Origin of the sequence: Variovorax sp. 54, from assembly GCF_002754375.1 — a bacterium.
GTDB lineage: Bacteria > Pseudomonadota > Gammaproteobacteria > Burkholderiales > Burkholderiaceae_C > Variovorax.
Genome location: NZ_PEFF01000001.1, coordinates 1,622,156 through 1,645,508 on the forward strand (window position 1 = coordinate 1,622,156; position 23,353 = coordinate 1,645,508).

General features: G+C 68.0%; 26 protein-coding genes and 2 pseudogenes. 12 read left to right on the plus strand and 16 right to left on the minus strand.

The window, feature by feature from the left end:
* Nucleotides 1–125: 125 nt before the first annotated feature.
* A complete protein-coding gene (gene orn / locus CLU95_RS07215; protein ID WP_099791766.1) occupies nucleotides 126–722 on the minus strand; it encodes an oligoribonuclease in 597 nt (198 codons plus the stop codon).
* Nucleotides 723–784: 62 nt separating this feature from the next.
* On the opposite strand from orn, the gene CLU95_RS07220 reads away from it, so the two are divergent.
* The 3 genes from CLU95_RS07220 to rsgA are packed head-to-tail and all read left to right on the plus strand — an operon-like array spanning nucleotide 785 to nucleotide 3,410.
* Nucleotides 785–2,050, plus strand: a complete 1,266-nt coding sequence (locus tag CLU95_RS07220; protein WP_099797150.1) for a M48 family metallopeptidase — start codon at nucleotides 785–787, stop codon at nucleotides 2,048–2,050.
* A 37-nt stretch (nucleotides 2,051–2,087) separates the two neighbouring features.
* Entirely contained in the window at nucleotides 2,088–2,438 is a 351-nt protein-coding gene (locus CLU95_RS07225) for a 4a-hydroxytetrahydrobiopterin dehydratase (RefSeq protein ID WP_099791768.1), read from the plus strand.
* A 12-nt stretch (nucleotides 2,439–2,450) separates the two neighbouring features.
* On the plus strand, nucleotides 2,451–3,410 hold the full coding sequence (gene rsgA / locus CLU95_RS07230) for a ribosome small subunit-dependent GTPase A (protein WP_099791770.1): 960 nt from the start codon (nucleotides 2,451–2,453) through the stop codon (nucleotides 3,408–3,410).
* 25 nt (nucleotides 3,411–3,435) lie between these two features.
* Here the strand turns inward: rsgA and CLU95_RS07235 are convergent, their stop codons facing one another.
* The 8 genes from CLU95_RS07235 to rpsP all read right to left on the minus strand — a co-directional run bounded on the left by CLU95_RS07235 (nucleotide 3,436) and on the right by rpsP (nucleotide 9,594).
* A complete protein-coding gene (locus tag CLU95_RS07235; RefSeq protein WP_099791772.1) occupies nucleotides 3,436–4,461 on the minus strand; it encodes a hypothetical protein in 1,026 nt (341 codons plus the stop codon).
* Nucleotides 4,462–4,483: 22 nt separating this feature from the next.
* A complete protein-coding gene (gene hisC / locus CLU95_RS07240; protein WP_099791774.1) occupies nucleotides 4,484–5,569 on the minus strand; it encodes a histidinol-phosphate transaminase in 1,086 nt (361 codons plus the stop codon).
* Nucleotides 5,570–5,573: 4 nt separating this feature from the next.
* Nucleotides 5,574–6,575 (minus strand): CobD/CbiB family protein, encoded by a 1,002-nt coding sequence (locus CLU95_RS07245; RefSeq protein ID WP_099791776.1) that lies wholly within the window; start codon nucleotides 6,573–6,575, stop codon nucleotides 5,574–5,576.
* Nucleotides 6,576–6,633: 58 nt separating this feature from the next.
* The gene (locus tag CLU95_RS07250) at nucleotides 6,634–7,377 is read right to left on the minus strand and encodes a CoA pyrophosphatase (protein WP_180288563.1); all 744 of its coding nucleotides are present in this window, start codon (nucleotides 7,375–7,377) and stop codon (nucleotides 6,634–6,636) included.
* 127 nt (nucleotides 7,378–7,504) lie between these two features.
* Nucleotides 7,505–7,888, minus strand: a complete 384-nt coding sequence (gene rplS, locus CLU95_RS07255; RefSeq protein ID WP_099797151.1) for a 50S ribosomal protein L19 — start codon at nucleotides 7,886–7,888, stop codon at nucleotides 7,505–7,507.
* A gap of 109 nt (nucleotides 7,889–7,997) precedes the next feature.
* Nucleotides 7,998–8,744: a tRNA (guanosine(37)-N1)-methyltransferase TrmD gene (gene trmD, locus CLU95_RS07260; RefSeq protein WP_099791781.1), complete on the minus strand. Its 747-nt coding sequence runs from the start codon at nucleotides 8,742–8,744 to the stop codon at nucleotides 7,998–8,000.
* Nucleotides 8,745–8,760: 16 nt separating this feature from the next.
* Nucleotides 8,761–9,315: a ribosome maturation factor RimM gene (gene rimM, locus CLU95_RS07265; protein ID WP_099791783.1), complete on the minus strand. Its 555-nt coding sequence runs from the start codon at nucleotides 9,313–9,315 to the stop codon at nucleotides 8,761–8,763.
* Nucleotides 9,316–9,330: 15 nt separating this feature from the next.
* Complete coding sequence (gene rpsP / locus CLU95_RS07270; RefSeq protein WP_099791785.1) at nucleotides 9,331–9,594, minus strand: 30S ribosomal protein S16; 264 nt, start codon at nucleotides 9,592–9,594, stop codon at nucleotides 9,331–9,333.
* A 179-nt stretch (nucleotides 9,595–9,773) separates the two neighbouring features.
* On the opposite strand from rpsP, the gene CLU95_RS07275 reads away from it, so the two are divergent.
* Both CLU95_RS07275 and CLU95_RS07280 read left to right on the plus strand, forming a co-directional pair.
* The gene (locus CLU95_RS07275; protein WP_099791787.1) at nucleotides 9,774–10,298 is read left to right on the plus strand and encodes a GNAT family N-acetyltransferase; all 525 of its coding nucleotides are present in this window, start codon (nucleotides 9,774–9,776) and stop codon (nucleotides 10,296–10,298) included.
* Nucleotides 10,299–10,306: 8 nt separating this feature from the next.
* Nucleotides 10,307–10,753: a TM2 domain-containing protein gene (locus CLU95_RS07280; RefSeq protein WP_070062592.1), complete on the plus strand. Its 447-nt coding sequence runs from the start codon at nucleotides 10,307–10,309 to the stop codon at nucleotides 10,751–10,753.
* A gap of 51 nt (nucleotides 10,754–10,804) precedes the next feature.
* Here CLU95_RS07280 and CLU95_RS07285 read toward each other — a convergent pair whose 3' ends face one another.
* The 6 genes from CLU95_RS07285 to hda all read right to left on the minus strand — a co-directional run bounded on the left by CLU95_RS07285 (nucleotide 10,805) and on the right by hda (nucleotide 16,239).
* Nucleotides 10,805–11,815, minus strand: coding sequence for an inorganic phosphate transporter (locus tag CLU95_RS07285; protein WP_099791789.1), 1,011 nt, complete (start codon nucleotides 11,813–11,815; stop codon nucleotides 10,805–10,807).
* A gap of 16 nt (nucleotides 11,816–11,831) precedes the next feature.
* Nucleotides 11,832–12,476 carry a DUF47 domain-containing protein gene (locus CLU95_RS07290; protein WP_099791791.1) on the minus strand — a complete coding sequence of 215 codons (645 nt, stop codon included), beginning with the start codon at nucleotides 12,474–12,476 and terminating at the stop codon, nucleotides 11,832–11,834.
* Between the two features lie 125 nt (nucleotides 12,477–12,601).
* Entirely contained in the window at nucleotides 12,602–13,213 is a 612-nt protein-coding gene (locus CLU95_RS07295) for a trimeric intracellular cation channel family protein (RefSeq protein WP_257214551.1), read from the minus strand.
* A gap of 5 nt (nucleotides 13,214–13,218) precedes the next feature.
* Nucleotides 13,219–13,869, minus strand: coding sequence for a 2-amino-4-hydroxy-6-hydroxymethyldihydropteridine diphosphokinase (gene folK, locus CLU95_RS07300; RefSeq protein WP_099791793.1), 651 nt, complete (start codon nucleotides 13,867–13,869; stop codon nucleotides 13,219–13,221).
* Complete coding sequence (gene pcnB / locus CLU95_RS07305) at nucleotides 13,866–15,503, minus strand: polynucleotide adenylyltransferase PcnB (RefSeq protein WP_099791795.1); 1,638 nt, start codon at nucleotides 15,501–15,503, stop codon at nucleotides 13,866–13,868. Before pcnB ends, folK begins: the two co-directional genes overlap by 4 nt.
* A 46-nt stretch (nucleotides 15,504–15,549) precedes the next feature.
* Nucleotides 15,550–16,239: a DnaA regulatory inactivator Hda gene (gene hda / locus CLU95_RS07310; protein WP_306513261.1), complete on the minus strand. Its 690-nt coding sequence runs from the start codon at nucleotides 16,237–16,239 to the stop codon at nucleotides 15,550–15,552.
* Between the two features lie 152 nt (nucleotides 16,240–16,391).
* On the opposite strand from hda, the gene purM reads away from it, so the two are divergent.
* The 7 genes and pseudogenes from purM to CLU95_RS07345 all read left to right on the plus strand — a co-directional run bounded on the left by purM (nucleotide 16,392) and on the right by CLU95_RS07345 (nucleotide 23,119).
* Nucleotides 16,392–17,432, plus strand: coding sequence for a phosphoribosylformylglycinamidine cyclo-ligase (gene purM, locus CLU95_RS07315; protein WP_099791799.1), 1,041 nt, complete (start codon nucleotides 16,392–16,394; stop codon nucleotides 17,430–17,432).
* Nucleotides 17,433–17,482: 50 nt separating this feature from the next.
* The gene (locus tag CLU95_RS07320) at nucleotides 17,483–18,571 is read left to right on the plus strand and encodes an AI-2E family transporter (protein WP_143605973.1); all 1,089 of its coding nucleotides are present in this window, start codon (nucleotides 17,483–17,485) and stop codon (nucleotides 18,569–18,571) included.
* A gap of 112 nt (nucleotides 18,572–18,683) precedes the next feature.
* Nucleotides 18,684–19,256: an isochorismatase family protein gene (locus CLU95_RS07325; RefSeq protein WP_099791801.1), complete on the plus strand. Its 573-nt coding sequence runs from the start codon at nucleotides 18,684–18,686 to the stop codon at nucleotides 19,254–19,256.
* Complete coding sequence (locus CLU95_RS07330; RefSeq protein WP_099791803.1) at nucleotides 19,253–19,882, plus strand: DJ-1/PfpI family protein; 630 nt, start codon at nucleotides 19,253–19,255, stop codon at nucleotides 19,880–19,882. Before CLU95_RS07325 ends, CLU95_RS07330 begins: the two co-directional genes overlap by 4 nt.
* A pseudogene (locus tag CLU95_RS07335) lies at nucleotides 19,852–20,832 on the plus strand (GlxA family transcriptional regulator); the annotation flags it as partial. The gene CLU95_RS07330 and the pseudogene CLU95_RS07335, both read left to right, overlap by 31 nt.
* Before the next feature lie 72 nt (nucleotides 20,833–20,904).
* A pseudogene (locus CLU95_RS07340) lies at nucleotides 20,905–21,675 on the plus strand (aminoglycoside phosphotransferase family protein); the annotation flags it as partial.
* Between the two features lie 10 nt (nucleotides 21,676–21,685).
* Nucleotides 21,686–23,119 (plus strand): hypothetical protein, encoded by a 1,434-nt coding sequence (locus tag CLU95_RS07345; RefSeq protein WP_099791805.1) that lies wholly within the window; start codon nucleotides 21,686–21,688, stop codon nucleotides 23,117–23,119.
* Here the strand turns inward: CLU95_RS07345 and CLU95_RS07350 are convergent.
* Nucleotides 23,116–23,337 (minus strand): oxidoreductase-like domain-containing protein, encoded by a 222-nt coding sequence (locus CLU95_RS07350; protein WP_099791807.1) that lies wholly within the window; start codon nucleotides 23,335–23,337, stop codon nucleotides 23,116–23,118. The two genes, CLU95_RS07345 and CLU95_RS07350, sit on opposite strands and share 4 nt — an antisense overlap.
* Between the last annotated feature and the right edge of the window lie 16 nt (nucleotides 23,338–23,353).

Below are 23,353 nucleotides of genomic sequence, written 5' to 3' on the forward strand. Positions count from 1 at the left end.
GAATGCGATCGGGCGCGGTGTGCAAGATAGGGAGATGCAAGAGACGCTGATCTGTGTCCAAAGACGCGTTCAAATCAGCGAAGCCTGCGATTATGGCACGGCTTCGGGTTTTCACCTAATCGTTGTCAATCTACCAAGCGCAGGAAGGTTTCCCGGTAGTGCGCCAGCTCCTCGATGGACTCGTGCACGTCGGCCAGCGCGGTGTGCGCCTGCTGCTTCTTGAAGGCGGTGTAGGCCGCAGGCTTCCAGCGCTTGGCCAGCTCCTTGAGGGTGCTGACGTCGAGGTTGCGGTAGTGAAAGTACGCCTCGAGCTTGGGCATGAACTTGACGAGGAAGCGCCGGTCCTGCCCGATGGTGTTGCCGCACATGGGCGAGCCGCTGCGGGGGATGTACTTGGCGATGAATTCGAGCAGCTGCTGCTCGGCCGCGGCTTCGTCCAGCGTGGAGGCTTTCACCTTGTCGATCAGGCCGCTGCGGCCGTGGGTGCCCTTGTTCCAGGCGTCCATGGCGTCGAGCACGGCGTCGCTCTGGTGAATGACGAGCACGGGGCCGTCGATGCGGGGCGTGAGGTCGGGGCCGGTAACGACCACGGCGATCTCGAGCAGGCGCTCTTTCTCGGGGTCGAGGCCGCTCATTTCGCAGTCGAGCCAGACCAGGTTCTGGTCGCTTTTCTTCAGGGTGGGGGCGACTGCGGGGGGCGTCGGGTCAAGGGATTCGGGCATCGCAGGATTGTCGTCGAAGGCCTGCGACGCGGTTTAGCGAGGACTAAACTCGCCGCTTCATGATGTCCTACTCACTCATCTTCACCCTCGCTTTTGCGACGGCACTCGTTGCGGGCCTGCTCGTGAAGTTCTGGCTGGCCACCCGCCAGGTGCGCCACGTGGCGCGCCACCGCGGCGCCGTGCCGGCCGCCTTCGCGCAGACCATCACGCTGGCCGCGCACCAGAAGGCGGCCGACTACACCATCGCCAAGGCGCGCTTCGGGCTCATCGAGATGGCGTGGGGCGCCGCCCTGCTGCTGGGCTGGACGCTGCTCGGCGGGCTCGACATGCTGAACAAGCTGCTGCTGGTGTGGCTGGGCGGCGGCATGGTGCAGCAACTGGTGCTGCTGGCGGCCTTTGCACTCATCGGTGGCCTGCTGGAGTTGCCGTTCACGCTGTGGCAGACCTTCCGGCTCGAGGAGCGCTTCGGCTTCAACAAGATGACCTGGAAGCTCTGGCTCACCGACACCCTCAAGTCGACGCTGCTTGGCGCGCTGATCGGGCTGCCGATTGCGGCGCTGATCCTGTGGCTCATGGGCGCGGCCGGCACGCTCTGGTGGCTCTGGGCCTGGGGCGCCTGGATGGGCTTCAACCTGCTTCTGATGCTGATCTACCCGACCTTCATCGCGCCGCTGTTCAACAAGTTCAAGCCGCTGGACGACCCCACGCTCAAGGCGCGCGTCACGGCGCTCATGAAGCGTTGCGGCTTCGCAGCCAAGGGCCTGTTCGTGATGGACGGCAGCACGCGCAGCGCGCACGCGAATGCGTACTTCACGGGCTTCGGCGCCAGCAAGCGCGTGGTGTTCTACGACACGCTGCTGCGCCAGCTCAACGCCGGCGAAGTCGAGGCCGTGCTCGCACACGAACTCGGCCACTTCAAGCACCGCCACATCGTGAAGCGGCTGGTCGCGATGTTCGCACTGAGCCTGGCCGGTTTTGCGTTGCTGGGCTGGGTCTCGACCCAGGTCTGGTTCTACGCGGGCCTGGGCGTGCAGCCCAACCTGTCGCCGGCGGCGCCGAACAACGCGCTGGCGCTGCTGCTGTTCATGCTGGCCGTGCCGGTGTTCAGCTTCTTCGTCGCCCCGCTGCCGGCGCGCCTCTCGCGCAAGCACGAGTTCGAGGCCGACGCTTACGCCGTGGCACAGACCAGCGGCGCCGACCTGTCGGCCGCCCTGCTCAAGCTCTACCAGGACAACGCATCGACGCTCACGCCCGACCCGGTGTTCGTCAAGTTCTACTACTCCCACCCGCCCGCCTCCGAGCGCCTGGCGCGCATGACCGCGGCGTGATCGGCCCCTTCAAATTCTTTCTTCTTCGAAGCGCACCATGAGCAGCATGTTCAAACCCAAGGACTGGAAAAACCTCCCGCCCCGCAAGGCCCTGAGCGCCACCGAGATCGTCTCGGGCCTGGCCCAGCTCGACGGCTGGAAGCTCACCGGCGACGGCGCCGATGTGGCCATCGAGAAGACCTTCACCTTCGCCAACTACTTCGAGACCATCGCCTTCGTGAACGCACTGGCCATGGTGGCCCACACGCAAGACCACCACCCCGACCTGTCGGTGCACTACAACCGCTGCGTGGTGCGCTTCAACACGCACGACGTGAACGGTCTCTCGGTCACCGATTTCGATTGCGCTCGGCAGGCCGACGCGCTGGTTGCGAGCCCCGCCGCATGAGGATGCACGCCTGTGGCTAAGCCGGGCCGCGCCGCCTTCACCCCCGCAGCACACAACACGGGGAAGGCGCACCACGACGGCCTCGTCGTCGCCAGCCACGGGCGTCACTGCCTCGTCGAAACGCCCACGGGCGAGCGGCTGATCTGCCATCCGCGCGGCAAGAAGAGCCAGGCCGTGGTCGGCGACCGCGTGCGTTGGCAGGCCACCGAAGACGAAGGCACCATCGAAGAGGTGCTGCCGCGCCGCAACCTCTTCTACCGCCAGGACGAGATCCGCACCAAGTCGTTCGCGGCCAACCTCGACCATGTGCTGATCCTGATCGCGGCCGAGCCGGAGTTTTCCGAACACCAGTTGGCGCGTGCACTGATCGCGGCCGAGGCCCAACGCATCACGCCCATCATCGCGCTCAACAAGAGCGACCTCGTCGAACCCTTTGCGCGCGCCTGGAACAAGCTGGCGCCCTACCGCCGCATGCACCACGGCGTGCTGCCGCTGTCGCTCAAGGCCTCGGGCGAGACCGATTACGCGTCGTTGATGAAGCTGCTGGCGGGCAAGTCGACCCTGGTGCTCGGCCCGTCCGGCTCGGGCAAGAGCACGCTCACCAACCTGCTGGTGCCCGGTGCGAGCGTGCTGACGCAAGAGATTTCGCAGGCGCTCAACTCGGGCAAGCACACGACCACCAGCACCACCTGGTACTGGATCGACGAGGCCCGCACCACGGGCCTCATCGACTCGCCGGGCTTCCAGGAATTCGGCCTGAACCACATCGAGCCGATGCAGCTCGCCGGCCTCATGCCCGACATCGCCGAGCACACGGGCGACTGCAAGTTCTACAACTGCACCCACCTGCACGAGCCCGGCTGCGGCGTGATCTCGAACGTCGAAACGCCGACGCAACCCGGCCCGATCAGCGCGTCGCGCTACAGGATCTACGGCGAGCTGTTCGCCGAGCTGAGCCAGACGCGCTACTGACGCCGCACCGAGGGGCCGGCTGCGCTCAGGCCAGCCAGGTGCGGTACGACTTCCAGGTCGGGTCGAAGGCAAGGTCGAGCGTCACCGGCAACTCCAACGCGTCCTGAACCGATTGCGCATGCGCAATGGCCGCCTGCGGATCGGCCACATGGAAGTGAACAGTGCGAACGCCCTCCTCCAGCACGATGTGCGTGCAGCAGCCTTCGCCGTGCGTCTGCAGCAGTGCGGTCAGCCGGTCTTCGTAGACACGGGCCTCGTCCAGTTCTTCGCCCGATTCGACGGGGACAGCGGCCGACAGCCTATGCCCCAGGTCGGCACGCCCGAGCAGCGCAGTTGCGGCATCGTTTCGCATGACGACCGCCTCGACCTCGCTGCCGTCCTCGGCAGTGCGCGTGGCGGTCAGGCCGGACCAACCGTGCTCGCCTGCGGGAAACACGCCCGTGTGGCCCAGATCCTCGCGCCAGCATGCATCAAACAGCGCCACGAAGTCGTCGAGCGGCACGCCATCGAAATCCGCTTGCGCATCGGCCTCGACATGATCGACCGGCCCGACCTTCACGGCGAAGTCGTACTCGCCCAGGATGTGGTCGAGCATGATCAGGCTCATGTGGCGCGCGTGGTCCTGCATGTCCATCGGAATGGGCTTGGCAAAGCCGAGCTCCAGCGCCACCCGCCCCCTGTAGGGCTCGTGCTTCACGAGCACGTCCGAGCTGGCCAGTTCGAAGTCGTTCATGCGCATGCTGAACCCTTCGCGCATGCGCTGCCGGAAAGCCTCCACCGCGACCTGGGGCAACGGGGGCGCGCTGTGCACCAGCGCCATGAGGTCCTCGAAATCGGCTTCGGCGCCATGCGCCGTCAACACGAGCGTGAAAGTCGGCGGGTCGCCCAGCACTTCGGCCGCCAGGTTCGGAAAGAAGGGCTGCAGCAGCGCGTTCAGTTCGCCCACGAGCGCAGGGCCGGACAAGGACTGCAGGCTCTCGAGCTTGTCGCTCAAGGCTTGCCAGAACGATGCGCAGGCAATGGCGCGCGGATCGGCATGAAGGGTCGACATCGACAAGCTTTCTCTCAGGGTTTCAGGCCAGGATTTCTTGCAGGCACTGCACGAGCGTGCTGCACTGGTGCCGCGTGCCGATGCTGATGCGCAGGTACTGCGCGATGCGCGGCTGCTTGAAATGCCGCACCAGCACGGCACGCTCGCGCAGCAAGGCGGCCAGCTCGGCCGCATCGCGCTGCGGGTGCCGCGCGAACACGAAGTTGGCCTGCGACGGCAGCACCTCGAAGCCCAGGTCTTCGAGTTGGAGGCTCAGGCCTTCGCGCGTGTCGACGACCTGGTCGCGTGTTTTGCGGAACCACGCCTCGTCGTCGAGCGAGGCCACGGCACCGGCGGAGGCCAGCCGGTCGATCGGGTACGAGTTGAAGCTGTCCTTGACCCGCACGAGTGCATCGATCAGGTGCGCCTGCCCGCAGGCGAAACCGACCCGCAAGCCGGCCAGCGAGCGCGACTTGGACAGGGTCTGCACCACGAGCAGGTTCGGGTGGCAACCGATGAGCGAGAGCGCGCTCTCGCCGCCGAAATCGACATACGCCTCGTCGACCAACACCACGCGATCGGGGCACGCAGCAAGAAGCTGTTCGATGCGCGCCAGTGGCTGGCCGATGCCGGTCGGCGCGTTCGGGTTGGCGATGACGATGCCGCCGCAGCCCTGGCGGGCACGCGCCGCGAACGCATCGATGTCGATGCGCAGGCCGCCATCGACCGGCAACTGCTCGCAGGCGATGCCGTAGAGCTGGGCATAGACCTTGTAGAAGCTGTAGCTCACGTCGGGCATCAGCAGCGGTTCGGCCTGCTGGAAGAAGGCGAAGAACGCATGGGCGAGGACTTCGTCCGAGCCATTGCCAGCGAACACCTCGCCGACCTGCAGGCCGTGGCGGCGCGCGACGGCTTCGCGCAGCGCGAGCGACGTGGGGTCGGGGTAACGCTCGAGGCCGTCGGCGGCCGCGCGCTGGATCGCCGCAATGGCGCTCGGCGACGGCGGGTACGGGTTCTCGTTGGTGTTGAGCTTGACGAGGTGGGCGATGCGCGGCTGCTCGCCGGGCACGTAAGGCTCGAGCGCGCCGATGCGCGGGCTCCAGAAGGCCGGTGCGGGCGGGGTGGTCATGGGGTCAACCGAGCAGGCGCGCGAGCGTGAGCAAGGCCAACAGCACCATCCACATCACGACCGATCGCCAGACCAGGCCGACCACGCTGCGCAGGTGACCGGGCTCGGGCTCGCGGCCTGGCGTGCTGCCGCTGTCGAGGCGCCGCCCGACGCTCGGCGACTCACCGGCCTGCGCGCGCGACAGCGGATCGACCACCGGGATCGGGCTCAGCGAGCCGCCGCCCAGGCGCACATTCACGGCGCCGGACGTGGCCGCAAGGATCACGCCGTCGTTCTCGTTGGGGAAGCGCCGCGCGTCGTTGCGCCAGCAGTCGATGGCCTCTTCGAAGCTGCCGACCACGGCAAAGCCGAGCGCGGTGATGCGCGCAGGCAACCAGTCGACGGCATGCCAGGCGCGCTCTGCCGCGTCCTGCACCGCCACGCTCGAAGGCTGCACCGGGGCGCCGTTCTTGTGCGCCCAGTAGCGCGCGACAAACTCGCTCATGCGATAGAACACCGCGCCCGCCGGCCCCAGGCCGAGGGCGGCGAGCACCGAGAACCAGGCCAGCACGCCGAAGACATGGCGATGCGCCGCAATGACCGAATGCTCGATCACATGGCGCACGATTTCGCTGCGCGGCAACTCGGCGGCATCGACGCCCTGCCAGTGCGCCAGCAGCGAGCGCGCGAGCGGCTCGTCGCCCTCGTCGAGCGCGTCGCGGATGTCGGTGAAATGGTGGCTGAACTGGCGAAAGCCGAGCGTCATGTAGAGCACCGCGACGCTCCACAGCACGGCGAAGGGCAGGCCCAGCGTGAGTACCAGCAGCCAATGCACGCCCAGCGACAACAGCGTGGGCACGAACACTGCGAGCCCCCAGGCGATCCATCCGTGGTGCGGCTTGCCCGCATCGAAGTTGCGGCTGGTCCAGCGCGTCCACGCCAGAACGCCGCCGTACACGGGGTTGTGCGGGCCCAACGGCCGCACCTGCTCGATCAGCAACGCGCACAGGATGGCAAAGAAGCTCATCCTTCGATGATAGCGAGAGCACCTGAAGGTTTTGGCCTCAGGTTGCGCCCGATCAGGTTCAGGCGGCGAGGAAGCGGTAGAGGTTGCGCAGCATGCCCGCCGTGGCGCCCCAAACGAAGCGCTCGTGCGGACCATCGACGTACGGCATCGAGTACCACGTGCGACGGACACCATCGGTGGCACTGACGGCGTGGCGGCGGTGGTTGGCCGGGTCCATCAGCCAGGCGAGCGGCACCTCGAAAGCCTCCGCCACTTCGAAGGGATTGATGTCCAGCACGAAGTCAGGCTGCACCAGCGCGACCACCGGGGTCACGACGAAGGAGGTGACGGTCGTGTAGGTCGGCAAGGTGCCGAGCACTTCGATGAACTGCGCCGACAGGCCCACTTCTTCCCAGGCTTCGCGCAGCGCGGCGGCCTGGATGTTGGCGTCTTCGGGGTCGACGCGCCCGCCGGGAAATGCGACCTGGCCCGAGTGGGTCGACAGGTGCGTGGTGCGCTCGGTGAGCAGCACGGTCGCGCCTTGCGGGCGCTGCACGATCGGCACCAGCACGGCGGCCTGGGCCGGCACCCGGTCGCTCATGCGGGGCTCGCGGCGCAGCTCGGGCGTCCAAACGGGCGGCGAGGCAAAGCGTGTGCGCAGGGCCGTGGCCGTCAGCTGCGCCGGCGCCACGGCCGGCAGACCGTCGCTTCCATCCACGAAGGGCACCTGGCGCGGGTCGATCTGCAGCAACGCGGGCGGCACCACGGCATTGACGGGTTCGACGACGGCGGAGGGCGTGGGGGCGGAAGTGGAGGAGGTCAAGAGAGGATGCGGCCTGTGTCGGGATGAAAGGAGTAGAGCGTAAAAATGAAAAGCTGTCTTGAAGCGCAGCGCCAACGCAAAAAGCCGCCAGAACGGCGGCTTTTTGAGCAGAAGGGACGGCGGCTGATTAAGCGGCCGACGCAGCCTTCTGCGACTTGCCCGGCAGCTTTTCCTTGATGCGTGCCGAACGACCGCTGCGCTCGCGCAGGTAGTACAGCTTGGCACGGCGCACGTCGCCGCGGCGCTTGACTTCGATGCCGGCGATCAGCGGGCTGTAGGTCTGGAACGTACGCTCCACGCCTTCGCCGCTGGAGATCTTGCGCACGGTGAAGCCGCTGTTGAGGCCACGGTTGCGCTTGGCGATCACGACGCCTTCGTAAGCCTGCACGCGCTTGCGGGTGCCTTCGACGACGCTCACGCTGACGATGACCGTGTCACCGGGCATGAAATCGGGGATCTTCTTGCCGAGGCGGGAAATTTCTTCCTGCTCGAGGGTCTGGATGAGGTTCATGATTTCCTGATAGTCGATCGTTTCGGGCTGCACTAAAGGCGCCGTGGCTTTGGCGGAAGAACCACCAACAAACCGGGCGCGGCCGGACAGAGGATCGGGGAACCGCGAATTATAGCTTTTTTTTCAACGAGGCCTCATCGGCCTTGCTCAGCTTGCCTGCGGCCCGGGCGGCATCGATCAGTTCGGGGCGCCGCGCGGCCGTGATGGCCAGGCGCTGGTCGCGCCGCCAGCGCTCGATCTGCGCATGGTGGCCCGAGAGCAGCGGCGCCGGAACGCCCTGCCCGTTCCACTGCTCGGGCCGCGTGTAGTGCGGGCAGTCGAGCAGGCCGTCGAGCGCCGGGTTGAAACTGTCCTGCACGTGGCTGGCCTCGTCGCCGAGCACGCCGGGCTGCAGGCGGGCAACAGCATCGAGCAGCGCCATGGCCGCGATCTCGCCGCCCGACAGCACGAAGTCGCCCAGGCTGATCTGGTGCGTGACACGCGCGTCGATGAAGCGCTGGTCGATGCCCTCGTAGCGGCCGCAGACCAGCACCGCACCTTCGCTCGCCGACCAGCGCTCAACGGCCTCATGGCGCAGCGCTTCGCCGATGGGCGAGAACAGCACCACCGGCGCCGGTGCGCCACGGGCCGCCAGCGCGGCATCGAGGCAAGCCGTCAGGGGCTCCGCCATCATCACCATGCCGGGTCCGCCGCCGAACGGCCGGTCGTCGACGCGCTTGTAGTTGCCCTGCGCGAAATCGCGCGGGTTCCACAGCACGACCTCGACCTGCTTCGACTCGTAGGCGCGACGCGTCACGCCGCTGGCCATGAAGGGCGCGAACAGTTCGGGAAAAAGCGTGAGGACGTCGAAGCGCATGCGCGCGCGGCCCGGGTCAGAACTCGGGTTGCCAGTCGACCGTGATGAGGCGGCCGGGCAGGTCGACCTTGTCGACGAAGACCGAGACGAACGGCACCATGCGCTCGATGGCCTTGCCGTCTTCTTCAGCCGTCAGCACCAGCGTGGTCTGCGGGCCGGTGGCGAGCAGTTCGCGCACCGCACCGAGCACGACGCCTTCGCGGTTGACGACCGACAGGCCGATCAGGTCGACCCAGTAGTACTCGTCGTCGCCGGCGGTCGGGAAGCTCGAGCGCGGCACAAACACGCGCGCGCCGCGCAGCGCCTCGGCCGCATTGCGGTCGGGCACATCTTCGGACGAGGCGACGATGCAGTCGGAATGTTCTTTGGCTTCGCGAACCGCGAGCCGGAAAGCGGCAGGTGTGGAGGCTCCAGGAGCCTGCAGGAACCAGCGCTTGGAAGAAAAAAGCGCCTCAGGTTGGGCGCTGTGGGGCAGGACCTTGAACCAGCCCTTGATGCCCCAGGCATCGGCGATGCGTCCGACCTCGATCGCATCCGCCGGCAGTTCGGCGGCTTCGAGTGTGGGCAACATCGCCGTGCGGGCGGCTTAGGCTGCCGCCGCAGGAGCCGCAGCAGCGGCTTGCTTGATCAGGCGCAGCACCGTGGGCGAAGCCTGGGCACCGACGCTCTTCCAGTACGCGAGGCGGTCCTGGGCGATGCGGATGCTTTCTTCGTTTTCCTTGGCGGCCGGGTTGTAGAAACCCAGGCGCTCGATGAAGCGACCATCGCGGCGAACGCGCTTGTCCGACACGACGATGTTGAAGAACGGACGGCCTTTGGAGCCGCCGCGGGAGAGTCGAATGACGACCATGATTTATCCTTGGGTGGTCAGCGAGCCAGTTCAAATAGAAAGAGGCCCGCTCACGATGTTCTTCCAGCGTCGAGACACGCGACATGGCCACCCGGCCAGCGCACGCTGAAAAGCCCACGATTATAGCCCGACCCGGGTTTTTCTCCGAATTCCGGCCCTGCGCCGCCTGCTCCACCCGCATGACTCTCACCATCCGCCCCAGCCGCGACGAAGACATCGCAGCCATCACGGCCATCTATGCCCACCACGTGCTGCACGGTACCGGCACCTTCGAAACCGAGCCTCCCTCCGAGGCCGACATGACCGCCCGGCGCGCCGATGTGCTGGGCAAGAACCTGCCCTACCTCGTGGCCGAAGAAAACGGCGAAGTGTTGGGTTTTGCCTACTGCAACTGGTTCAAGCCGCGTCCGGCCTACCGGTTTTCGGCCGAAGACTCGATCTACATGTCCGACGCCGCACGCGGCAAGGGCCTGGGCTCGCAACTGCTGGCGGCGCTCTCGCAGGCGGCCGAAACAGTCGGCGTGCGCAAGCTGATCGCGGTGATCGGCGACTCGGCGAACGTCGGCTCGGTCGGCGTGCACCGCAGCCAGGGCTTCACGCACGTGGGCGTGCTGAAAGACTGCGGCTGGAAATTCGACGCCTGGCGCGACGTGGTCCTGATGGAAAAAGTGCTCGGCGAAGGCAGCCGCACACAACCCGAATGATGAAGAAAATGAAAAGCAAAACCGTGGCCGCCTGGCTCTCCTTCCTCGGCGGCCCGCTGGGCCTGCACCGCTTCTACCTGCGGGGCATGGGCGACTGGCTCGGCTGGCTGCTGCCCATCCCCACGGCGCTGGGCATCTACGGCATCGAGCGCTTGCGCATGTACGGCGTGGACGATGGCGTGAGCTGGGCGCTGATTCCGCTGCTCGGCTTCACGATCGCGGGCTGCGCGTTGATGGCGATCATCTACGGCCTGATGACGCCCGAGAAGTGGAATGCCCGCTTCAACGCCGGCGCAGCGCCCGACGCCGCACCCGGCCAGACCAACTGGCTCACGATCGGTGCCGTGGTCGCGTCTCTGTTCTTCGGCAGCTCGATCCTGATGGCGAGCATCGTGTACAGCTTCCAGCACTACTTCGAACACCAGATCGAAGAAGGCCGAAAAATCTCACAGTAGCCGGGTCCAGCGCGGCAGCCTCTGCGAACGAGGCGCCGACGCTTCAGATTTTCAGAAAATCTGCCAGCTGAACCAGTAGGCAATCGCCGCAACGAAGGCCGACGCGGGAATGGTCAGGACCCAGGCCCAGACGATGTTCCCCGCCACGCCCCAGCGCACCGCGCTCGCGCGCTGCGTGGCGCCGACGCCGACGATGGCGCCCGTGATGGTGTGCGTGGTCGACACCGGAATGCCCAGCGCGGTGGCCAGGAACAGGGTCAGTGCCCCGCCGGTCTCGGCGCAGAAGCCGCCCACGGGCTTGAGCTTGGTGATCTTCTGGCCCATGGTCTTCACGATGCGCCAGCCGCCGAACATGGTGCCCAGCGCGATCGCGGTGTAGCAGCTCACGATGACCCAGGTCGGCGGCGCCGCGTCGCTGGTCGAGGCATAGCCGGTGGCGATCAGCAGCATCCAGATGATGCCGATGGTCTTCTGCGCGTCGTTGCCCCCGTGGCCCAGGCTGTAGGCGCCGGCAGACACCAACTGCAATCGCCGGAACCATCGGTCCACCCGCGACGGCGTGGCGCGCCGGAAGCCCCAGGCCACCATGATCATCATCAACGAGCCCAGCAGGAAGCCCAGCAGCGGCGACACGAAGATGAAGGCCACGGTCTTCCAGATACCGGAAGCCACAAGGCCAGTGGTGCCGGTCTTGGCGATCACGGCACCCACGATGCCGCCGATCAGCGCGTGCGACGAGCTGCTCGGAATGCCGTAGTACCAGGTGACGAGGTTCCAGCTGATGGCGCCGATGAGCGCCCCGAACACCACATGCACGTCGACCACCCCGGGCTGGGCGATGCCCTTGCCCACCGTGGCCGCCACGCTCAGGTGAAAGACGAAGATCGCGATCAGGTTGAAGAAAGCCGCAAACACCACGGCCTGCCCCGGCTTGAGCACGCCGGTGGAGACCACCGTCGCGATCGAATTGGCGGCATCGTGGAAGCCGTTCATGAAGTCGAACAGGATCGCGAGCGCGACCAGCACCACCACCACCCAGAGGGCGACCTGCACCGTTGTCATCGGTTGCTACCCGTTTTCAGGAATTTTCGAGGACGATGCCCTCGATCACGTTGGCCACGTCCTCGCACTTGTCGGTGATCGTCTCGAGCAGCTCGTAGATCGCCTTGAGCTTGATGACCTCGCGCACGTCCGGCTCTTCGCGGAACAGCTTGCTCATGGCGCTGCGCATCACGCGGTCGGCGTCGGATTCGAGGCGGTCGATTTCCTCGCAGGTCTTGAGCGTGGCCTCGGCCACGGCCGGGTCGGCGATCTTGCCGAGGTACTTGACGGCGTCCTTGAGGCGGTCGCAGCACTTCACGCTCAGGGCCGTGAGGCGCACGATCTCGTCGGTCATGTGGCGCACGTCGTACAGCGCCATGGTCTCGGCCGAGTCCTGGATCAGGTCGGCCACGTCGTCCATCGTGTTGATGAGCTTGTGGATCTGCTCGCGGTCGATGGGCGTGATGAAGGTCTTGTGGATCAGGCGGTTGACGTCGTGCGTCACGCGGTCGGCGGCGCGCTCGGCGTTGTCGACATCGCGGTTGTACTGTTCACGCAGGTGCACGTCCGCGTAGTTGGCAACGAGTTGCTCGAAAGCACGCGCCGCCTCCACGATGCGCTCGGCATGCTGGTTGAACATTTCAAAAAAATTGCCCTCTCGGGGCAGCAGCTTGCCGAACATGGAAAAACTCCTGGGACGCGCCAATCACAATTTCATGACGCCTTCGTGAAAACCTGCCGAGTTTAACGGGCGCGACCGGAACGACCGGTCGGGCCGACCTTCCAGCCCCGGCTCCGCAAGCCCACTCAGGCTGGCAACCGCAGCACCGGCAGGTGCCAGCCGCCGTAGATGCCGCCCAGCCGCAGCGCCACGATCAGCCCCGCGCCCGCAAGGAACGCCCAGCGGCGCGGCGTGCCCACACCCTGCAGCAGCAGGTAGGCCGCAATGCCGGCGATGGCGGCCGAACCGTAGATGCCGCTGCTCAGCAGCAGCGGAATGCGGGCGGTGAACACGTCGCGCAGCAGGCCGCCGGCCGCGCCGGTCATGGTGCCGACGAGCATGACGATGGGAGCCGGCAGCCGCCGCTCCTCGGCCACCTGAGCGCCGGTGATGGCGAACAGGCCGAGCCCCAGTGCATCGGCCACGGCCAGCGCGTGCTCGGGCAGCGGCATCAGGTGCACCCATGCGATGGTGAACACCGCCGACGCCAGGATCACGTACACATAGCGGGTGTCGTGGATCCAGAACACTGGGTGGCGGCCGAGCAGCAGGTCGCGCAGCGTGCCCCCGCCGACCGCGGTGACCGAGGCGATCACCAGCACCCCCAGCCAGTCGAGCCCCGCATGGCCGGCCGCCAATGCCCCACTGACCGCGAAGACCGCCACACCGGCGAGATCGAGGACGTAGAGCAGCGGCACGACCGTCAGACGATGCGCTTGACCACCTGGCCCGTGACACGCGCCAGCGCGGCACGCGGCACCTTGTCGGGTGCGATTTCGGCGAGCGGCTTCAGCACGAAGGCGCGCTCGCGCATGCGGGGGTGCGGCAAGGTCAGCGCCGGCGTGTCGATCACCGAATTGCCGTGCATCAGCAGATCGAGGTCGAGCGTGCGCGGCGCATTGGGAAAGGGTCGCTCACGGCCGGCCAGCGTCTCGAGGCGTTGCAATGCCACCAGGAACTGCTCGGCATCGAGGCCGGTGCGCACGGCGACCACGGCGTTGATGAAATCAGGGCCTTCGGCATCCACCGGCTCGCTGCGATACAGCGACGACCGGGCCGTGACCTGGGTGCGCTGCAGCGCACCGATCGCGGCCATGGCGGCCTTCACGGCCGCCTCGGCATCGCCCAGGTTGGCGCCGATGGCAACGAAGGCCTGCACCGTCGGGTAGTCCTCGCGCGGACCGCGCGGACGACTCGTCGGTGCGCGGCGCGCGGACGGCCCGCTCTTGCTGCCGGCCGATGGCGGCTTGCCCCCGGCACGCGGCGCGGCCTTCGGCGCGGGCTTGCTCCCTTTGGCTGCCTTGGCTGCCACAGGGCTCTTCTTGCCGTCCTTCGGCCGGTCGGTCGCGCTCATTCGGCTGCGGCGCTCCCGCCGCCCTCGCCGCCGCCACCACCGCTACCGCCGCCCACCGGGCGCGGCTTGCGCCGGCGCTTGCGCTTGCGTGGGGCCGCCGCTTCGCCATCCGGCGGCACGGCGTCGGCCTCGATGTCGGGGCCGTCGCCGTCGTCCGACTCGGCTGCAGCCTGCTTCTGGCGCACCGGTTGTTCGCTGCGCGGCTTGGGCGCAGCGGCCGGGTCGCGCAGGCGCACGCGCTGGCGCACCTTCTGTTCTTCGCGGACCTGTTCGAGCAGGTCCTGGCGGCGCAGGTCGTCGGCGGTACTGAATTCTTGCCACCACTCGGCGATGGCCTCACCGACCTCGCCCACGTCGGCACGCAGGCGCATGAAGTCGAAGGCGGCGCGGAAGCGCGCCTGCTCGACCAGGCTGTAGGGCGTGGAGCCGGTGCGCTTGTCGAAGCGCGGCTGCATCATCCAGATCTCGCGCATGTCGGCGGCCAGCTTGCCGCGGCCCGACACGTCGCCGATGCGCGAATTGAACACGTCGTCGATCGCGTCCTGCAGCGCCGGGAACGGCGGCTGCGGGCGCTGTCCGTGGCGGCCTTCCTGGCGCTGGGCCCAGCCGTCGCGCACATCGGCCCAGAGCACGCAGGCCAGCAGGAAGCTGGGCGCCACGGGCTTGCCTTCGCCGACACGGCGGTCGGTGTCCTGCAGGGCGGCCTTCACAAAGGGCTGGTCGGCGCGCTCCACCACCACGTCGAGCAGCGGATAGATGCCGGTGGCGAGCCCCAGCTTGCGCAGCTGCTCGACCGTGGCGATGGCGTGCCCGGTCTGCAGCAGCTTGAGCATCTCGTCGAACATGCGGCTTTGCGGCACGTCGGCCAAGAGCTTGCTCGACTCGATCAGCGGCGCGGCGGTCTTGGCTTCCATCTTGAAACCGAGCGCGGCCAGCTTGGCCGAGAAGCGGATGGCGCGAATGATGCGCACCGGGTCTTCGCGGTAGCGCGTGACCGGGTCGCCGATCATGCGCAGCGTGAGTTTCTGGGCGTCCTTGATGCCGTTGTGATAGTCGACCACGACCTGGTTGGCCGGGTCGTAGTACATGGCGTTGACGGTGAAGTCGCGGCGCGCCGCGTCTTCTTCCTGCGGGCCCCAGACGTTGTCGCGCAGCACGCGGCCACTGGCGTCCACGGCGTGCTTCATGCTGGCCAGCTCACCCTTGCTGGTGCGCTCGTTGCCGGCCACCTGCTCGGCGGCGGCGTTGTCCATGTAGGCGCGGAAGGTCGAGACCTCGATCACCTCGTGCTCGCGGCCCCGGCCGTACACCACGTGCACGATGCGAAAGCGCCGGCCGATGATGAAGGCGCGGCGGAACAGCGACTTGACCTGCTCGGGCGTGGCATTGGTGGCCACGTCGAAGTCTTTCGGCCGCAGGCCCAGCAGCAGGTCGCGCACCGCGCCGCCCACCACGTAGGCCTCGTAGCCCGCCTGCTGCAGCGTGGTGACCACGTTCTTCGCGCGTTCGTCGACCAGGGCGGGATCGATCTTGTGAACCTCTGCCGGCACCTCCTGGCGCTTGCCGAAGCGGCTCTTGCCCTGTGCGCTGCCGGCGGACTTGCCGAGCAGCTTGTCGATGAATTTCTTGATCATTGGTTGTTTTTCGAGGAGAAGCAGGCGCTTCTTCTTATTTATTCGCTTATTCGTTTTCGAGCATGGAGCGGATCAGCGGAATGGTGATCGCGCGTTGGGTCTGCAGGGCGTAGCCGTCGAGCTGCGAGAGCAGCTCCATCAGGCTGCCGAGGTCGCGGCTGAAGCGGTGCAGCATGAAGTCGAGCACGTCGTCGGACAGCATCACGCCGCGCGCGTCGGCCGCCTGGCGCAGCACCGCGCGGCGTTCGCTTTCGCTCAGCACCTGCAGGTGAAAGACATGGCCCCAGCCGAGGCGGGTGCGCAGGTCTTCGCGCAGCGGCAGGTCGGCCGGCGGCAAGGCGCCGGCGGCGACCACGCCGCGCTGCAGGGTCTGGGCGTTGACAAACCAGTTGAAGGCCGCGTGCTGCTGCACCGCGGTGTAAAGGTGGACGTCGTCGAGCAGGACGACGCCCCAGCGCTCGTCGAACTCGGGCGGCTCCAGCAGGCCGGCGTGCAGCCAGCCCACGCTGGCGCCCTGCTCGGCCAGTGCAACACGCACGGATTCGAGCAGGTGGGTCTTGCCACTGCCGCTGTCGCCCCAGAGGTAGGTCGGCACCGGCGAGTGCAGCGCAGGGCTGCCGGCGGCGCCGCCCACCCACACTTGCAGGTGTCGCAGCGCCGCCTCGTTGGGGCCGGCAAAAAAGGCGTCGAAGCTGGGGCCCGTCGCAATGCCGATATCGAGCGCGAGCTGTTTCATCCCGGGAAGGTTCATGGAGGGGGCCCGGAGGGCCCTTAAAATCGTGAGGAATTCTATCGGCCCGGCCGCCTCGGTCGCCGGCGCCTCCCCTGCCCGCCCTTCCTCGCCGCTTCGCGAACCTTTTCGCTCCTTCTTCTCGACACCGCCCGCCCATGACCTCCTCCACGCCCACCCCGCTCAGCTACAAGGACGCCGGTGTCGATATCGACGCAGGCGACGCCCTGATCGACCGCATCAAGCCCCTGGCGAAGAAAACCATGCGCGAAGGCGTGCTGGCCGGCATCGGCGGCTTCGGCGCCCTGTTCGAAGTGCCCAAGCGCTACAACGAGCCGGTGCTGGTGAGCGGCACCGACGGCGTGGGCACCAAGCTCAAGCTGGCTTTCGAATGGAACATGCACGACACGGTCGGCATCGACCTCGTGGCCATGAGCGTCAACGACGTGCTGGTGCAAGGCGCCGAGCCCCTGTTCTTCCTGGATTACTTCGCCTGCGGCAAGCTCGACGTGGACACGGCCGCGGCCGTCATTGGCGGCATCGCCCGCGGCTGCGAACTCTCGGGTTGCGCCCTCATCGGCGGCGAAACCGCCGAAATGCCCGGCATGTACCCGGCCGGCGAGTACGACTTGGCGGGTTTTGCCGTCGGCGCGGTCGAAAAGTCGAAGATCCTCACGGGCCAGAACGTCAAGCCCGGCGACGTGGTGCTGGGCCTGGCCTCGGCCGGCGTGCATTCCAACGGTTTCAGCCTCGTGCGCAAGGTGATCGAGCGCGCCGGCGCTGATTTGCCTGCCACCCTCGACGGCAAGCCCTTCCGCGAGGCCGTGATGGAGCCCACCCACCTGTACGTGAAGCCCGTGCTCGAAGCGCTGGGCAAGCACCCGATCAAGGCGCTGGCCCACATCACCGGCGGCGGCCTGCTCGAGAACATCCCGCGCGTGCTGCCCGAAGGCACCGCCGCGCACCTCCAGAAGGGCAGCTGGCCGCAGACCGAGCTGTTCGCCTGGCTGCAGAAGGTGGCCGGCATCGACGACATCGAGATGAACCGCACCTTCAACAACGGCATCGGCATGGTCGTGGTGATCGATGCGGCCGAAGCCGCCGCCTGCGCCGCCACGCTGCGCGCCGCCGGTGAATCGGTGCACGAGATCGGCGTGATCGCCGAGCGTGGCGACGGCGCGGCCGTGGTCGTCGCCTGACCGCGCGCCCGTTCTTTTTTCTTTTTCTCACCGCACGCCCCGCACCCCGGATGGCCACGCCGCTGCCCGACGCCACCCTCGCCGCCCCGCCCCAAGTGCCCCAGGCACCCCAGGCCGCAACCTCCCGCCACGTGGTAGTGGCCAGCTACCTGCTGATGCTCGCAGGGCTGATGCTCGTGATGTGGCAGCACCTGCTGCCGGGGCTGCTGTGCGTGTGCATCGGCTTCCTCGTCGCGCGCTGGTTCGCCCGGCTGCTGGGCGGCTGGCTGTCGCGCCTGAAGCCCCTGCGTTCCGGCGCCGACGGGCTGGCCCGGGTGGTGGCGGTCACGCTGGTGCTGCTGGGCCCGATCGGCCTGGTCACGCTGGGGTTCTCGCAGGCGCGTGAATACGTGCTCGATGCGCCCGACCAGTACCGCGAACTGCTCGACTACACGGCCCGCACGGTGCTCGAACTGCGCTCCAAGCTGCCGGCCGACATCGCTGTCTACCTGCCCGAGGGCGCGGCCGAGGTGCAGCGCATCGTCGCCAACTACTTGCGCACGCAGGCCGGCTCGCTCGCCATGGCCGGGCGCGCCTGGCTGGGCGGGCTGCTGTTCGCCTACGTGGGCCTGATCATCGGCGCACTGGCCGCCGTGGCGCCGGCGCCGGCCCAGCGCCGGCCGCTGGCGCAGCAGATGTTCCAGCGCATCACCACCTTCGGCGAGGCCTTCGGCCAGATCGTCGCGGCGCAGTTCTGGATCGCCGCCTTCAACACGCTGCTGACCGCGATCTTCCTGCTGTTCCTGATGCCGCTGTGGGGGCTCGAACTGCCCTACACGCCCGCCCTCATCACCCTGACTTTCGTGGCCGGGCTGGTGCCGATCGTGGGCAACCTGGTCTGCAACTCGGTGATCACGCTGGTGGCGCTGTCGGTGTCGCCGGTCACGGCCGCGGCCTGCCTGGGCTTCCTGATCCTGATCCACAAGGCCGAGTACGTGATCAACGCCAAGGTGGTCGGCGCGCGCACGCAGATGCGCGTGTGGGAGCTGCTGTCGGTGATGTTCGTGGCCGAAGCGGTGTTCGGCCCGGCCGGGCTGGTGGCGGCGCCGCTGTACTACGCATACCTGAAGAAAGAACTGCAGGCGGGCGGCCTCGTCTAGCGGCGAGCTGATGTCCTGATCTGATCGGTTCCGGTCCGCTTCGGCGCGGACACCAGGCTGGTGGCGTCCAAGAATAGGCGGCATCATCCACTTTGCCTTGCCCGCCGCCGCCATGACCACCTGTCTGATTGTGATCGACGCCCAGGAATCGTTCCGCCACCGCCCGTACTGGAACGCAGCCCTGTTCGCGCCCTACCTCGAGGCCCAGAACGCCCTGATCGCCGGCGCCGTGGCGGCCGGACTGCCGGTGGTGCGCGTCTTCCATGTCGATGCGCCGCAGGCCGCATCGAACCCCTTCGCGGTCGAATCGGGCCATGTGCGCCCGATCGACGGTCTCGCGCCCTTCGAGGCGGCGGCCACCTTCACCAAGCACCGCCACAGCGCGCTGGTCAACAGCGGGCTCGATGTGTGGCTCACGCAGCACGGCATCCGCCGCCTGATCGTGAGCGGCATCCGCACCGAGCAGTGCTGCGAGACCACCACGCGCCACGCCTCGGACCTGGGCTGGGAGGTCGACTACGTGACCGACGCCACCCTCACCTTCGACATGGTGCAGCCCGACGGCCGGCCCCTGTCCGCCGCCGACATCAAGGCGCGCACGGCGACCGTGCTGGACGGGCGCTTCGCCACCGTCTGCAGCGTGGCGCAGGCGCTTGGGCGCGCCAAGGAAGGCACCACCGCATGACCCCGTTGCGCGTGCGCATCCTGGCCTACGACGGCGTCGAGGCGCTCGACTTCGCCGGCCCGTTCGAGGTCTTCACCACCGCTGCCCGCGTCCACCAGCGCCTGCAGCCGGGTGCGCCCGCGCCATTCGAGGTGGCCTCGGTCGCCCACGCCCGCACCGGAGAACCGGTGCAGGCGCGCGCCGGCCTGCGGCTGCTCGCCGACCACACACTGGCCGACACCGCCGCAGCCGCCGACGTGCTGATCGTCCCCGGCGGCGTGGTCGATGCGCCGATGGCGAGCCCCGACACCCTGCGATGGATCGCGCAGTGCGCGGCCGGCGCGCAGCTCGTCGCTTCGGTCTGTACCGGCGTCTTCCTGCTCGCGCAAAGCGGCGTCGTGACGCGCGAAGCGGTCACCACGCACTGGGAAGACCTCGCCGACCTGCGCGCGCAGTTTCCGCAGCTCGACGTGCGCGAAGGCGTGCGCTGGGTCGACACCGGCCGCATCGTCAGCTCGGCGGGCATCAGCGCGGGCATCGACATGAGCCTGCACCTGGTCGAACGCCTGGCCGGACGCGAACTGGCCGAGCGCACGGCGCGCCAGATGGACTACGCATGGACCCGCAACGAGACCCCATCCGCGTAGTCTTCGTCCTCCTGCCCGACAGCCTCGTGCTCGACTGGGCCGGGCCGGCCGAGGCGCTGCGCATCGCCAACCAGCGGCTGCGCGCGGCGGGCCAGCCCGAGCGTTTTGTCATCGAATTCGCGGGGCCGCGGCCGACCATGAGGGGCTCGGTCGGCGTCGCGCTGTCAGGCCTGGCGCCCCTGCCGACGCAGTGGAGCGGCCCGGGCTGGGTCGTGCTGGTCGGCCTGCCGGGCGACACCATCGCGACCGACACCCCCGAGGCGCAGGACCTGCTGCACTGGCTGCGCGGCCAGCGCTTCACGCACGGCGGCGTCGAGCTGATCACGGTCTGCGCGGGCGCGCTGCTCGCGGCGCACGCGGGCGCGCTCGCGGGCCGGCGCGTCACCACGCACCACCATCACCTGGACGAACTGCGCGCCGTGGAGCCGCGCTGCGAGGTGGTGAGCAACCGCGTGTTCGTGCTCGACCCGCCGGTCTACAGCAGCGCGGGCGTCACGACGGGCATCGACCTGATGCTGCACCGCATCGCCGACACCTGCGGCGAGGCGCTGGCGGCCCAGGTCGCGCAGACGATGGTGGTGGCGCTGCGGCGCGGCCCGCACGACCCGGAGCTGTCGCCCTTTCTCGCCTACCGCAACCACCTGCATGCGGCGCTGCACCGGGTGCAGGACGCGGTCAGCGAGCAGCCGCAGGCCGACTGGAGCGTGCCGCGCATGGCCGAGGTCGCCCACACGTCGGCGCGGCACCTCACGCGGCTCTTCGTCGAGCATGCGGGCGTGGCGCCGCTGGCCTACCTGCGCCGGCTGCGGTTGGCCGCCGCGCAACTGGCGCTGGCCTCGGGCGCCAGCGTGACGCGGGCGGCGGAGCTGTCGGGCTTCGGCTCGGACACGCAGCTGCGCCGCGCCTGGCACCAGTTCGGGTTGCCGGGGTCGCCTTCCGCGGGCACGTCGGCATCTCCCGGCCAGAGCCCGCGCCGGAGAACGAGCCCCGTGTTCACGCCTTACCTGAAACGATGGAACCTCACCCCCGACGGCGAGGCCTTCACTTCGTTGAGCGGCACGCTGCTGCCCGTGCGCCAGCACGGCGTGCCGGCCATGCTCAAGATTTCGCACGAGGCCGAGGAACAGGCGGGCAGCCTGCTGATGGCCTGGTGGAACGGCGACGGCGCCGCGCCCGTTCTGGCCCATGACGGCGAAGCCCTGCTGATGGTGCGCGCGCAAGGCACGGCCTCGCTCGCGCAGATGGTTCACGAGGGCCACGACGACGAGGCCACCCGCATCCTGTGCGCCGCCGCCGCGCGCCTGCATGCGCCACGCGACACGCCACCGCCCCCGACGCTGGTGCCGCTCACGCGCTGGTTCGAAGCGTTGTGGGCCGGTGCGGCGACGCACGGCGGCGTCTTCGCGCACAGCGCGCGCACCGCACGCGATCTGCTCGCCGCGCCGCGCGACGTGGTCGTGCTGCATGGCGACATCCACCACGGCAACGTGCTCGACTTCGGCCCGGCCGGCTGGCTCGCCATCGACCCCAAGGGCCTGCACGGCGAACGCGGCTTCGACCACGCGAACATCCTGTGCAACCCGGATGGCGAGAGCGCGCTGGTGCCGGGCCGCTTTGCGCGCCGCATCGAGGTCATCGCGGAGGCCACGGGCATCGAGCAGCGGCGATTGCTGCAATGGGTGCTGGCGTGGGCCGGGCTGTCGTCGGTGTGGATGCTGGAAGATGGCGAGGTGCCCGGGAGCACACTGGAGGTCGCGAGGCTGACGGCTGCGGCGCTCGGGATCGCCGGCTAGATTCGGACGCATGCCTCGCTCTCACTCCTACCTCGATGTCCTCGCGCGGGTTCTGGCGCTGCCGCTGTCAGAAGGCCATGCGTCTTCTGACGAACGCTTTCATGCGGCATCTGCCGGTGCGGACGCGCTGATCGTCGACGTCGAGCAACGCCGCTACCACCGCGTGCCCGATGCGCGGCCGCTGCGCTTCGAGGACACGGTGCACGATGGCGGCGCGCAGGCCTCGCTGCAGCTTGAACAGAGCGATGGCGTTCGCACGATCGAACTGCCTGCGCAAGACGACAGCTTCTGGACGCCGCTGCCCGATCCGCGCGTGACCGGCCTGCCGCGCATCGTGCAGCGGCATGACACGGCGTGGATATCTCCGGCGCCGCCGGAGGCCGAGCACAGCCCACAGAGCAGGGTTGTTCAATGGCTCAGCTCACTGGTCTCGACCGCTGTGTTGGCATTCTTCGCCGCCTTCGGTTTCAACGCGCTGCGCTGGTCGTTGGAGGGAGGCTGGAACCTGCTGTGGCTGCTGGTGGGGCTGCCGGTGTTTCCGATCTTCGGCGTGCTGACGCTCGTGGCCGTCTACACCCTCGTGCGACGCGCGGTGCCGCCGCCACGGCGCCGCGCGCTCGAAGCGATTCACATCAGTCGCGATGAAAGCTTTCGCCTCGGCGAACCGATGGCGTTCCGGGTCGATGCCGTGGTGCCGGCATCGGTGGACGGCCAACCCACGCAGGCACCACCGCAGATCATCGCGGACCTCATCGTCCAGACCCTGAACGATCCGGTGGATGGCGATTGGTCGTTGAAAGATCAGTTCTGGGGCGCGGGCCGCGCTGACGTCGTTCCATCCACGCTCACCGGCACGGGCGAACGCCGCGTGCACTATGTCGGCAGCGTGACGGCCACGCGCAGGACACCGCGCGAGGCGCAGGAACGCTGGTACCTGGCGTTGTCCACCAGCCGGGAAATGGGTGTCGAGCCCTTTCACATCGCCAACGTCGCCACGCCTCCGCTGATCGTCCCCTACCAGATGGTGCAGCCCCCGGGCCGCCACGCGCAGTTCGAGGCCCTGCTGCGCAACACAGCGTCAGACCTGATCCACAAGGCCTACAACGGCGAAGACAGTACGGCGCTTCGCGACGACTTCACGCCCGAGGAGTGCCGAGCGGTATTCACCATTGACGCCGACGCGCTGGTGAACCAGGCGATGGCCACCCGTTGGTACGAAGGCAGGATCAGAACCGGGCAAGCCAGCAGCGGTGACTCTTACTACCTGCTGAAGGAAGGCCTGATCTACCAGCTGATGTACACCGAAGGCCACGACGCCGTGACGGTGTACGAGTCACCCGATCTGCGCAGCGTGGTGGGGCGCTACCTGGTTGCAGAGCATCTGTTTGTCGACCATCTGCCGGGTGCGGAAACGATGAAGGTGCTGCGGCCCCGCTTTTACTAGTCCAGCAACAACGACGCCTCATCGCGCCAATAAGCCACCGCCGCCAGCCACCCTTCCCACACGCACCCATTGCAGCCGCGCCCACAGCAGGTGGTGGGCTCCGGCGGCGGCGCACGCATCGCGAGCCCTTCGGCATCGAGCATCGCCTGCACGCGCGCAATCAACGCTTGCGCACCGACAAGGTTCGTGGGTTCAGGCAGCCGGTCGATAGCGTTCATGACAAGCGGATGTCCT

What these genes read in the sequence shown, in the direction of transcription:
- CLU95_RS07345 (WP_099791805.1), top strand. Translation starts at nt 21,686, where the DNA reads ATGCCTCGCTCTCACTCCTACCTCGATGTCCTCGCGCGGGTTCTGGCG.
- CLU95_RS07225 (WP_099791768.1), top strand. Translation starts at nt 2,088, where the DNA reads ATGAGCAGCATGTTCAAACCCAAGGACTGGAAAAACCTCCCGCCCCGC.
- purM (WP_099791799.1), top strand. Translation starts at nt 16,392, where the DNA reads ATGACCTCCTCCACGCCCACCCCGCTCAGCTACAAGGACGCCGGTGTC.
- CLU95_RS07290 (WP_099791791.1), bottom strand. Translation starts at nt 12,476, where the DNA reads ATGTTCGGCAAGCTGCTGCCCCGAGAGGGCAATTTTTTTGAAATGTTC.
- folK (WP_099791793.1), bottom strand. Translation starts at nt 13,869, where the DNA reads ATGAGCGCGACCGACCGGCCGAAGGACGGCAAGAAGAGCCCTGTGGCA.
- CLU95_RS07285 (WP_099791789.1), bottom strand. Translation starts at nt 11,815, where the DNA reads ATGACAACGGTGCAGGTCGCCCTCTGGGTGGTGGTGGTGCTGGTCGCG.
- CLU95_RS07330 (WP_099791803.1), top strand. Translation starts at nt 19,253, where the DNA reads ATGACCCCGTTGCGCGTGCGCATCCTGGCCTACGACGGCGTCGAGGCG.
- pcnB (WP_099791795.1), bottom strand. Translation starts at nt 15,503, where the DNA reads ATGATCAAGAAATTCATCGACAAGCTGCTCGGCAAGTCCGCCGGCAGC.
- CLU95_RS07220 (WP_099797150.1), top strand. Translation starts at nt 785, where the DNA reads ATGTCCTACTCACTCATCTTCACCCTCGCTTTTGCGACGGCACTCGTT.
- trmD (WP_099791781.1), bottom strand. Translation starts at nt 8,744, where the DNA reads ATGCGCTTCGACGTCCTCACGCTTTTTCCCGAACTGTTCGCGCCCTTC.
- CLU95_RS07275 (WP_099791787.1), top strand. Translation starts at nt 9,774, where the DNA reads ATGACTCTCACCATCCGCCCCAGCCGCGACGAAGACATCGCAGCCATC.
- CLU95_RS07325 (WP_099791801.1), top strand. Translation starts at nt 18,684, where the DNA reads ATGACCACCTGTCTGATTGTGATCGACGCCCAGGAATCGTTCCGCCAC.
- hda (WP_306513261.1), bottom strand. Translation starts at nt 16,239, where the DNA reads ATGAAACAGCTCGCGCTCGATATCGGCATTGCGACGGGCCCCAGCTTC.
- CLU95_RS07320 (WP_143605973.1), top strand. Translation starts at nt 17,483, where the DNA reads ATGGCCACGCCGCTGCCCGACGCCACCCTCGCCGCCCCGCCCCAAGTG.
- CLU95_RS07350 (WP_099791807.1), bottom strand. Translation starts at nt 23,337, where the DNA reads ATGAACGCTATCGACCGGCTGCCTGAACCCACGAACCTTGTCGGTGCG.
- rimM (WP_099791783.1), bottom strand. Translation starts at nt 9,315, where the DNA reads ATGTTGCCCACACTCGAAGCCGCCGAACTGCCGGCGGATGCGATCGAG.
- CLU95_RS07280 (WP_070062592.1), top strand. Translation starts at nt 10,307, where the DNA reads ATGAAAAGCAAAACCGTGGCCGCCTGGCTCTCCTTCCTCGGCGGCCCG.
- orn (WP_099791766.1), bottom strand. Translation starts at nt 722, where the DNA reads ATGCCCGAATCCCTTGACCCGACGCCCCCCGCAGTCGCCCCCACCCTG.
- CLU95_RS07235 (WP_099791772.1), bottom strand. Translation starts at nt 4,461, where the DNA reads ATGTCGACCCTTCATGCCGATCCGCGCGCCATTGCCTGCGCATCGTTC.
- CLU95_RS07245 (WP_099791776.1), bottom strand. Translation starts at nt 6,575, where the DNA reads ATGAGCTTCTTTGCCATCCTGTGCGCGTTGCTGATCGAGCAGGTGCGG.
- rpsP (WP_099791785.1), bottom strand. Translation starts at nt 9,594, where the DNA reads ATGGTCGTCATTCGACTCTCCCGCGGCGGCTCCAAAGGCCGTCCGTTC.
- hisC (WP_099791774.1), bottom strand. Translation starts at nt 5,569, where the DNA reads ATGACCACCCCGCCCGCACCGGCCTTCTGGAGCCCGCGCATCGGCGCG.
- rplS (WP_099797151.1), bottom strand. Translation starts at nt 7,888, where the DNA reads ATGAACCTCATCCAGACCCTCGAGCAGGAAGAAATTTCCCGCCTCGGC.